Genomic DNA, 10,192 nt, shown 5'->3' on the forward strand with positions numbered 1-10,192 from the left:
CGGAGCGGGCACGGGATCGGACATGCCGACGCAGGCGCGGAACGGCCGTCCAGGTCAGGTCACCGCGCTCGACACCACTCTTCATGATCTTTAGGTTGCGACGGGGCCGAGTCGCCGGTGACCGGCCCCATCAAACCGAGGGGATCGCAAATCCATGGTGTCTCGTCGTCGCTTCCTCACGCTGTCCGGTGGCCTCGCCGGTGCCGCCGCCTTCACCCCGTGGGTGGGTACGGCCACCGCCGGCGCCGCGCCGATCAGCGCCCAGTCCGCGTCGGCCGCGCTGACAGCGCCGATCGCGCTGACAGCCGCGGATGCGGCGAAGAACCCCGGTCTCGCCTGGCCCGCCGGTCAGGTGCTGCCGACGTTCCCGCAGCCGGAGCACCTCGACGTCGCCGACGTCCGGAAGCTGTCCGGCGACGACCAGGCGCTCCTCAACACGCTGCAGGGCATCGTCAATCGCGTACGACCCCGGGTGTACTTCCTCGTCGACGACAGCAGCGACGCGGCCTGGCTCGCAACCCTCGGCCTGCCGACGACGAAACACGACGACCCGATGAGCCTGGTCGCGGCCTATCGCTCGGAGATAAGCGGCGCCGTCGTCTACGACCGCGACGCCCCGGACTCCGTCAACGTCGCCACCACCCTGGCCGGGCTGAAGAACGCCGTCATCGCGAGCCCCGAACAGGTGGAGAAGTACGACCTGACGATCGTGGAGGACCTGCGCGGCCGGTTCACCGACGACCCGCTGGCGACCTACCGCTGGCAGCTGGAGCACCTGTGGCCTCAGTGCACCCACCGGCTGCTCACCGGCGTACCCCCGACCCGGACGGCCGCGGTGCCGGGCGTGAAGTGGACCGAACTCGCCCGCGAGACGAACCCCGTGCGCGACAACTCCAACCGCAAGGTCTACGAACTCGACCTCTCACCGGTGCTCGGCGGTGAGGGCGTCTACCTGCGCTTCCAGGACGCGTTCGGCAACGACGGCTGGGGGCCGTCGGTCCAGCACGTGACGATCCTCGCCGACGGCAAGCAGATCGCCGACTTCGACACCGCGACGGACGCGGAGACGCCATACATCTTCGACGCGGACGGGTCCGCGGTCGCCGACGGGCACCGCTTCTGCGACGGTGGCTCGTACTGGATCTACCGCTTCGCGCCGCCCGCCGGCACGACCACGCTGACCGCCAAGGTCGACATGTGGAACCAGTACCTCGTCACAGCCACCGACCAGGCGCCGACGCGCGTCGAGGTGTTCCCGAACCTGCGCGACTACATCGTCGGTACGAAGGCGATGGTGGCCTGGCTGCCACCCGATGGCGCCACCGGTGATCTGCTGGGCGAGATCTTCGGCAAGGTGGAGCCGACCACGCCGTACCTCGGCTGGTTCAACGGCGCGGTGGCCGGCGAGCACGGCGGGGTCGGGATCGCCTCCGAGCACGGCATCGAGGTGCTCGCCGCCGACTTCTACCAGAACGGCACGGTGTTCTCCGGTGCCCGCGCGACGATCCGCCCCACCCCGCCGCGGCGCAACACCCCGCGGCTGAGGAAGAAGATCTACGTGTCGTTCACCGTCGGCGAGGGCGACAACATCCAGTACTGCCAGCACCGGATGCGCGACATCTGGGACAACGGCGACCGTGGAACCGTTCCCACGAACTGGACGATCGACCCGCTGCTGGCCGACGTCGGCCCGGCGATCTACGCGTACTACCAGCGCACGGCGACCGGCAACGACCTGCTGATCGCCGGCCCGTCCGGCGCGGGCTACACCTACCCGTCGCTGTGGCCGGCGGACAAGCTGGACTACTTCACGAAGATGACCGGCCGGTACATGCGCGCCACCGGGCTGAACGTCATATCCCTGTTCAACCTCGTCGACGGTCCACCGGCTCCGCCCGACGAGCGAGTGGGTGCGTCCTACCACGAATACACCCCGGCGCTCGGTCTCATCCTGGGCTGGGAACACGGCAACCAGATCACCACGCCCGGCGGGATTCCGGTGGTCGGCGACTTCGCGCGGTTCGCCGACGTCGCCGACTATCACCAGGGGCTCTACGACCACGTGGCCGACTGGGACGGTGACAAGCCCCGCTTCGTGGCAGCGGCCATCCAGGCCTGGAACTGGACGCCAACGCAGATCGTGAGCCTCGCGAACTCCCTCGACGACCGCTTCGAGATCGTCCGCGGCGACGCGTTCTTCGACCTGCTGCGGCGAACCCTCGACTGACGACTCCCGGGACGAGAAGCCCGCTGGCGCAGCCGCGGAAGAGATGCGTTCACGGTCTGCGTCGCGCTGCGTCGATGGCCTCGACGATCCCGCGGTCGCGGCGTGACTCGGCCATGATCTCCCTGTATCGCGCGGAGAAATCACCTTCGAAGCCGGCCATGCCCACCCACGGGAACCGCTCACGAAGTGCGTCCAGGTCGACAGGTGGCTCCTCTGACATGGCAGCACCGTAGCCGACCACCCCGCATTGCGATCGATCCGAGAGCGGCGAGTGGCCACTCGGACGACGCGCCGGAATATCTCAGAAGGGTGGCAGGTCGGCGGGGTCGAGGACGGCCATCGGGTAGCCGCGCTGGTACTCCGGCGGCAGCGGGGCGAGCCGGGCGCGGAACTCCTCGATCCGGTCCGCGACCAGACCCTTCGCCACCAGGTCGCGCTCGGGATATGCGCCCAGGTCGTCGATGCTGGCGAGGAAGCGTTCCAGCTCAGCGGCCATCCGGGCGCGTACGTCGGCGTGGTCCGGATCATCCGCCAGGTTGTGCACGCACTCGGGATCGGTGCGTACGTCGTACAACTCCTCGGCGGGCTTGGCCGCAGACATGAAGATCGCTGCCGATCCGTGCAACTCCCCGGCCGCGTTGAGCCGCCGAAGCTCCTGCATCGTCGGCATGTTCTCCATGTAAACGTTGCGTTGACAGTACGGGATCTGCGGGAAGAAGTTGCGCACGTAGTGGAACCGCCGATCGCGGACGACCCGAACCAGGTCGAACGACTCGTCCATCCGGTCGCGAGCGGCGAACACGTGCTCGCGCGGCGGGGCTTCGGCGGCGCCGAGGAACGCCGAGCCGTCATAGTGGGCAGGGATCGCCGCGCCCGCGATCGAGCAGAACGTCGGCGCGAGATCGACCCAGGACACCAGCCGGTCGCTGACACTGCCGGGCTCGATGACGCCGGGCCAGCTGACCAGCAGCGGCATGTGGATGCCCGCGGTGTAGGGCCAGCGTTTCTCCCGCGGCAGGCCACGCCCGTGGTCGGCGAGGAACACCACGACGGTGTTGCCGGCCTGCCCGGAAACGTCGAGTGCGTCGAGGATCTGCCCGACCTGCCGGTCGAGTTCGGCGATGTTGTCGGCGTGCCGGGCGATGTCACCGCGTACGACGGGGGTGTCCGGGAGGTACGACGGCACCGGCACTCCGTCCGGGTCGGTGACGCGCGGCGGGCGGGGCCTGTTCGGATCCCAGTGCTCCAGGCCCTCGCGGTGAGCGTACTCGCCCACGTCCGGCCACATGGACGACTCGTGCGTGATCGCGAGGTTGACGTAGGCGAACCACGGCCGGTCCGGCATGGCATTCGTGCGCAGCCGGTCGACCCACGGTTCGTCGTCGTCGCGCCAGCCGCTCGTCGGCTCGAAGTTGAAGTCCAGCTTGGTCGGCCAGCTCACGTGGTAGCCCGCGTCGCGCAACTCGTGGGTGAACAACCGCGGCGGGTGCAGCAGCGTGGACCGCATCTGGTGGGTGCCGAGCTTCATCGGGTACTGCCCGGTCACCATCGTCGACCGGGACGGGGCGCAGACCGGATAGGTGGAGTACGCCTCGTCGTACCGGCATCCGCGCGCGGCCAGCCGGTCGAGGTTCGGCGTACGCACGTAGTCGTCGCCGTAGCAGCCGGCGATCCGGCCGATGTCCTCTCCCACGATCAGCACGATGTTCGGCTGGTTGTTCGGCCGGTCGGACACGCGCGATCACCTCATCTCCGAAGGCGATCCTACGGTCCACGTCGCGCGACGGGCTTTCGAAGAGGAAGGGCGTGGCCGGATGGTGCCAGCGGATGTGCGGCATCGCCGATGTCGTTGACTGTTCGCGACTCGCACAACTACGTTGCGTTTCCTACCTCGCGAAGGGTCGACCGTGGACACATTCGATGAGCGCAGCGGAAACCTCGGCAGGCGCCGGTTCCTGGTCGGCACGGCAGTCGCCGCGGTGACCACGACGATCGCCGCCTGCTCCAAGTCCTCGACGAACGCCGGGGGAAAGCCCGCGCCGAAGTCCACGGCCGCCAACCGCAAGGGCTCCCCGGCGAAGCCGCTGGCGGCGCCGAAGCAGTTGCGCGAGGCGCCGGCACTCGCCAAGCGGGTGAAGGCCGGCGAGCTGCCACCGGTCGGAAAGCGCGTTCCCGGACGTCCCTACGTCGTTCCGCACCGCTGGCTGCAGACCGGAAAGTACGGCGGAACGCTGCGCATGCCGGCCTCGGCGTCCACGACGTTCTCCCCGACCACCCTGCTGTACGGGCACGCACCGCTGCGCTGGCTCAACGACTCCCAGGACCTCGGCCCCGGCCTGGTGGAGTCCTGGGAGTCCAACGACGACGCGTCCCAGTGGACGCTGCACCTGCGCAAGGGTGTGCGCTGGTCCGACGGTGCGCCGCTGACGTCCGCGGACGCGATCTACTGGTGGAAGGACCTCGTTTCGAACGGCGACTACCCGGCCGAGTCGCCGGACAGTGGGCGTTCCAGCAAGGGAAACCCGATGAAGCTGTCGGCGCCGGACGCGTACACCCTCGTCATGGACTTCGACGCGCCGAGTCCCGTCGTCATCTTCCAGTTGGCGCGGTACGTCCAGTGGGACGTGTGGTTCCAGCCCAAGCACTATCTCAAGCAGTTCCACGCCACCTACAACTCCAAGGTGGGCGAGGACTGGGCGAACCAGCATGCCGAGAAGATGAACTACGCGCAGAACCCCGACTGCCCGACCCTGACCGGGTGGAAGCTGCGTTCCTACCGGGAAGGCATACGTGTCACCTGGGAACGCAACCCCTACTACTGGTGTGTCGACACCGAGGGCAACCAGCTTCCGTACATCGACGTCCTCAGCATGCCGTTGTTCCAGGACCCGCAGGTCGGCAAGCTCCAGGTGCAGAACGGCCAGGCGGACTACGCCGGCACGTGGGGTGCGTCGGTGCCGCTCGGCCTCGCCGACGTGAGCGGGCTGAAGCGGTCCGCGGCGAAGAGCAAGACCCGCGTTCTGTTGTGGAACACCGGAACCGGCGGCACACCGGCGTTCTTCTTCAACCACGACTACCAGAACGAGGCGATGCGGAAGCTGATCCGCACACCGGAGTTTCGCCAGGCCCTCTCGCTGGCGCACAACCGCGCGGACGTACGCAAGACGCTGTACTTCAACACCGGGGAGATCACCACCGGGACGCACAGTCCGGGGGCGATCGAATACCACACCGCGCCCGACGGGCCGAAGATGTACAAGGCCTGGAAGGACAGTTACGCGGCCTACGACCCGCAGAAGGCCAAGCAGATGCTGGACAAGCTCGGCGTGGTCGACTCCGACGGTGACGGGCAGCGCAACCTGCCCAACGGCGAGAAGTTGTCCATCGTCATCAGCTACTCCGCCGACAGCACCGAGGAAAGCGTCACGTACAACCAGATGCTCAAGCGCGACTGGGAGAAGATCGGGGTCGCGGTCAAGCTCGACCCCCGGCCGCCGACGGTGTTCGGGGAACAGTGGGAGCGCGGCGAGCTGATGTCGCAGGGCGGCTGGGGACTCACCACCCTGCACGACCACCTCGTTCTGTACTACTGGTTCTGCTCGACCGAGCCCAGCGTGTGGGCGCCGTTGCAGGCCCAGTGGTGGAAGGTGCGGGGTACGCCGGCCGAAAACGCCGAGGCCGACGTCAGCCCGTGGAAGCGCACGCCTCCCCGCATCGCACCGGACAAGGGCGGGCCGGTCGACCGGCTGTGGCAGGGGCTGGCCAAGGCGCTGGCGGAGCCGGAAGCCCTGCAGCGTACGAAAACCGTGTGGGACATGATCAGGATCCACGTGGAGGAAGGCCCGTTCTTCCAGTGTTCGGTGGCCAACTTCCCGACGCCGCTCGTCGTGCACCAGGACCTGCGCAACGTGCCCAGCCAGGACGAACTCGCCTTCGGTGGCCTGGCCAACACGTGGTCCCATCCGACGCCCGCCGTCTACGACCCGGAGGCGTACTACTGGGACAACCCTTCCGAGCACACCTGAGCCACGGCCGGAAGCGCTAGCGTTACACAGGACATCGCCAGGGGGCTGAGGAGCGGAGACCGATGAGTCACGTCGCGATGACGGGGATGCCTGCCTCCGGGCACGTCAACCCCACCCTGCCGTTGGTGCGAGAACTCGTCGACCGGGGTGTCGACGTCACGTACTACTCCACCGCCGAGTTCGCCGACGCGGTGGAGCGGGCCGGTGCGAAGTTCCGGGCCTATCCGGACGGTGCGATCAGCTCGCGCGACATCGCGGCCGCCACCCAGTCGGGCAGTTCGGTCCGGGTGGTCGGAAGGGTGCTGGAGGCGACGCTGACGCTGGTGCCGTTCCTGCGGGAGGAGTTCGCGCGGGAACGCCCGGACGCGGTGGCCTACGACTCCAACGCCCTGTGGGGGCGGGTGACCGCCGCCGGCCTCGGCCTGCCGACGATCTCCTTCATGACGACCATGGTGCTCGGCCCGGCGGACTTCAAGGGCCTCACCGCCCGGGAGTGGGCCCACACCCTGCGGCTGACGCTGCTCGACTTCCCTCAGACGGTCCGCGTACGGCGCCGGGTGCTGCGGCGGTTCGGCACCGACGTCGTCCCGAGTACGCCGATGCTGCCGATGTTCGGCGACCTGACGTTGTTCGCGATCCCGCGCGAGATCCAGCCGGACAACGCCCGCCCGGACGAGCGCTGCCACTTCCTCGGCCCCACCGTCAGCGCCGGCGGCACTGTCAACAGCGGCTTGCGTGGCGCGGAGGTGGACGCCGAACTCGCCGCACACCTGGACGGTCCCGACCCCGTGGTCCTGGTCTCGCTGGGCACGCTGCACGCCGGCACCGGTGAGTTCTTCCGTACGTGCTTCAAGGCGCTCGCCGACCTGCCCGCGCGGGTCGTCCTGGCGGTCGGCCACTCCACCGACCCCACCGAACTCGGCTCGCCGCCCGCCAACACGCTGGTCCGTGGAACCGTTCCCCAGTTGGAGATTCTGCGCAGGGCAGCCGTCTTCGTCACCCACGGCGGGATGAACAGCGCACTGGAGGCCCTGGCGTACGGCGTGCCGCTGGTCGTCGTCCCGCAGCAGGTCGAACAGCTCATCATCGGCCGGACCATCGCCGAGCGCGGTGCCGCCGTGGTGCTGCGGCAGCACCTGTCCCACCGGCCCGTCCCGGCCGGTGAGCTCCGCACGGCCGTCGACCGCATGCTGACCGACTCCTCCGCGCGTGACCGTGCCCGGGCGCTCGGTGCCGGCTTCGGCTCCGGTGGCAGGGCGGCGGCCGGCGCCGACCTCGTCGAGGAGTTCCTGCGCCGCAACGGGGCACACTGATACCGGCATGAGGGAAGCGGACGACCCGGTTCGTGGCCACCAGCTGAGGTGACGCCCGGTCAGGAGTCGCGTCGGCTGATCCGGCGGATCCGCCGCCGCACTGCCGGGCCGAGGCGGACCATCAGCCGCTTCTCGATCCCCTTCGTCCGGCGCTCCAGGGCGGTCAGCTGCTTTCGGGCCGCCGCGAGTTCCGCGCGGACCGCGGCGAGCTGCTTCTCGGCCTCGGCCTCCCGGCGTTCGGCGGCGGTCAGGCGGCCGCGCAGCTTCCTGTCGTTGTCCCGGGCTCTGGTGTCGGTGGCCGTGGTCAGCTCCCGCAGCCGGCTGACGCGGTAGCGCAGGTTGCCGTCGTCGCCTCCGTCCCAGACCGAGAGGGACGCGGGCAGGTCGAGGGCGGCGAGCTCGGTGTCGAAGGCGGTGCCCCGGTCGCCGTGGGTGTAGGTGTTGCGCAGGCCGTTGCGGTCGAGGAACGCGGCGACCCGGTCGAAGCGTTCGGCGTGTCCCTTGATCATCGCGGAGAAGTCGGCCTGCTCGTACAGCTCGCGTGGGTCGGTCTCGGCGGGCAGCCCCGCCAGCGGGCGGTACGGAAGGTCGAAGTACCGGCACAGCTCCAGAGTCCGCGAGTCGTGGGTGAGGACGACCGCGGGCGTGCCGGCCAGCAGCGCGGCGACGTTGCCGTGGATCCGGGTCCCGAACGCGAAGTCGTACTCGCGGAGCTCCCGGATCCAGGTCGCCGGGTCCAGCGGCAGGCGCATCTTGTTCTCGCGTAGCAGACGGTGGGTGAGGTGCCGGGGAAAGTCGTCGGAGATGCCCGACTCCGGCGTCGTGTCGCCCCACAGCAGCAGCTCGCCGTCGACCGTGTTCTGCGCGTAGTAGGTCAGCTGGGGATAGCGCTCCCAGGCGTGCCGGACGATGCCCTCCACGTCGCCCACCGGGATGGCGTCGGGGGAGAGGTTGATCGCGACCCGCGAATCCGGGCCGACCTCGGTGGCCCGGATCTCGGGGAACGTGTCGCCGTAGAGGAACATCGACGGGCAGCCGATGATCTCCACGTCCGCGAAACCCAGCGACTTCAGGTAACGCGCGGTCAGCTCGCCGCGTACCCCGATCGAGGCGGAGCGGTCCAGGACAGCCGAGGCGAACCGGCGTACGGAATCGTTCATCGAGCCGAGCGAGCCGGTGTCGTAGTCCTCGCCGACCTGCGCCCCGACGCCGACCACGACCACCGGGATGGTGAGCTGCTCGATCAGCCTGGTCAGCCGGTCCAGCGAGGCGTGGAAGGTGAGGCGGAAGGCGTTGGCGAGGGGGACGACGAAGACGTCGTAGCGCTCGTTGATCTCGGCGGCCCGCTCGGGGGAGATGTCGGTACGGATGCCGTTGGACGTCACCGTGGTGTCCGGCACCGCGAGCATCTTGTGCACCGAATCGCTGAACAGCAGATTGCCGGTGTTGGTGCCGATCAGGTCCTGGTGCAGGAACTCGGCCGCGGTGGCGACACGGTGCGGGCTCTTGCCCGAGCGGATCAGGATGTGTTTCACGTCAGGTCCTGGGCGTGAAGTGGACACGGGTGTCCGGGCGGCTGTGGTCTGGGTCACGGCTCGCGCCGAGTGGCCTATGGTGCCGCCCCCGCACCCGTAGGTCCAGCGGCCCGACCGGGAGGAGCCGGGGTGGGAACCCGCTGGATGGGGAGGATCCGGGTCGGCAACCGGGTTCTACGAGGCCCAGGCGGGAGAGACGGGAGAGATGGGCAGCAGCTTTCTGCGTACGGCCGCGACCGCCGCGGTCCCCGGTCTGGGCCGGCTCGTCCGGCACCGGGACCTGTTGCTCCGCCGGACCGAACTGCTGCAGGCCGAGCTCGACCGGCTGACCCTGCACCTCGACGCGCTTCGGAGCGGTGCGGCCGGTGCCGTACCGCCCCTGCCCGACCCGGACGGCGGGACCGAGCTGCGGTACCTGTTCGTCGTGACGTACGGCCGATCCGGGTCGACTCTGTTGATGTCGCTGCTGGACGGCACAGCGGGGTACTGCATCCGCGGGGAGAACGGCGGGGTCCTGCACCGGCTGTTCGAGTACCACTCGGCCGCTCTGGACGCGCGCGTGCAGTGGGCCGGTGACGAGCCGCTGACGTCGCGTCACCCGTGGTACGGGATCGACGAGTATCCGCCCGCGCTCGCCGTCGCCCGGATGCGGCAGTTGGTGACCGAGACGCTGCTTCGCCCCGGGCCCGGGACCCGCGTCGCCGGATTCAAGGAGATCCGCTGGTGGCAGTCCCCTCCGGAGGAGTACCTCGGGTTCGTCGAGACGCTCTTCCCCGGCGCGCGGTTCATCCTGAACACCCGCAACCTCGTCGACGTCGCGCGCAGCAGGTGGAACAACCACGCGCCGAACGCCCTGGCCGACCTCGCCCTTCTCGAGGGGCGGCTGCGGGAGGCGGTGGACACGCGAGGCGAGCGCGGCTACCACGTGCACTTCGACGACTACGTCGAGGATCCCTCGGTGCTGCGGGGGTTGTTCGACTGGCTGGGTGAGGAGTACGACGAGGAGCGGGTGGCCGCCACGCTGGCCGTCCGGCACTCGTTCTGACCCGTCCGCATTGTCCGTCCGCATTGTCCGTCCGCCTGGTCCGTCCA

At 69.3% G+C, this 10,192-nt stretch carries 7 protein-coding genes; 4 read left to right on the forward strand and 3 right to left on the reverse strand.

The genetic code is table 11. The features are described from left to right. Positions 1-154 precede the first annotated feature (154 nt). On the forward strand, positions 155-2,227 hold the full coding sequence (locus FHR37_RS28005) for a GxGYxYP domain-containing protein (RefSeq protein ID WP_092889585.1): 2,073 nt from the start codon (positions 155-157) through the stop codon (positions 2,225-2,227). A gap of 49 nt (positions 2,228-2,276) precedes the next feature. Here FHR37_RS28005 and FHR37_RS28010 read toward each other — a convergent pair whose 3' ends face one another. After that, the gene (locus FHR37_RS28010) at positions 2,277-2,447 is read right to left on the reverse strand and encodes a hypothetical protein (protein WP_175542815.1); all 171 of its coding nucleotides are present in this window, start codon (positions 2,445-2,447) and stop codon (positions 2,277-2,279) included. 81 nt (positions 2,448-2,528) lie between these two features. Next, positions 2,529-3,962, reverse strand: a complete 1,434-nt coding sequence (locus FHR37_RS28015; RefSeq protein ID WP_092889578.1) for a sulfatase family protein — start codon at positions 3,960-3,962, stop codon at positions 2,529-2,531. 172 nt (positions 3,963-4,134) lie between these two features. On the opposite strand from FHR37_RS28015, the gene FHR37_RS28020 reads away from it, so the two are divergent. Next, on the forward strand, positions 4,135-6,252 hold the full coding sequence (locus tag FHR37_RS28020) for an ABC transporter substrate-binding protein (protein ID WP_092889575.1): 2,118 nt from the start codon (positions 4,135-4,137) through the stop codon (positions 6,250-6,252). Between the two features lie 62 nt (positions 6,253-6,314). Then, positions 6,315-7,565 carry a macrolide family glycosyltransferase gene (locus FHR37_RS28025; RefSeq protein WP_202818391.1) on the forward strand — a complete coding sequence of 417 codons (1,251 nt, stop codon included), beginning with the start codon at positions 6,315-6,317 and terminating at the stop codon, positions 7,563-7,565. Between the two features lie 59 nt (positions 7,566-7,624). Here the strand turns inward: FHR37_RS28025 and FHR37_RS28030 are convergent, their stop codons facing one another. Beyond that, positions 7,625-9,100 (reverse strand): polysaccharide pyruvyl transferase family protein, encoded by a 1,476-nt coding sequence (locus FHR37_RS28030; RefSeq protein WP_092889572.1) that lies wholly within the window; start codon positions 9,098-9,100, stop codon positions 7,625-7,627. Positions 9,101-9,305: 205 nt separating this feature from the next. Between FHR37_RS28030 and FHR37_RS28035 the strand changes: the two genes are divergently transcribed. Beyond that, positions 9,306-10,145 carry a sulfotransferase gene (locus FHR37_RS28035; protein WP_092889569.1) on the forward strand — a complete coding sequence of 280 codons (840 nt, stop codon included), beginning with the start codon at positions 9,306-9,308 and terminating at the stop codon, positions 10,143-10,145. Positions 10,146-10,192: the final 47 nt, after the last annotated feature.

This window comes from Actinopolymorpha cephalotaxi (assembly GCF_013408535.1).
Taxonomy (GTDB): Bacteria; Actinomycetota; Actinomycetes; order Propionibacteriales; family Actinopolymorphaceae; genus Actinopolymorpha; species Actinopolymorpha cephalotaxi.

What these genes read in the sequence shown, in the direction of transcription:
- FHR37_RS28005 (WP_092889585.1), top strand. Translation starts at nt 155, where the DNA reads ATGGTGTCTCGTCGTCGCTTCCTCACGCTGTCCGGTGGCCTCGCCGGT.
- FHR37_RS28010 (WP_175542815.1), bottom strand. Translation starts at nt 2,447, where the DNA reads ATGTCAGAGGAGCCACCTGTCGACCTGGACGCACTTCGTGAGCGGTTC.
- FHR37_RS28025 (WP_202818391.1), top strand. Translation starts at nt 6,315, where the DNA reads ATGAGTCACGTCGCGATGACGGGGATGCCTGCCTCCGGGCACGTCAAC.
- FHR37_RS28035 (WP_092889569.1), top strand. Translation starts at nt 9,306, where the DNA reads ATGGGCAGCAGCTTTCTGCGTACGGCCGCGACCGCCGCGGTCCCCGGT.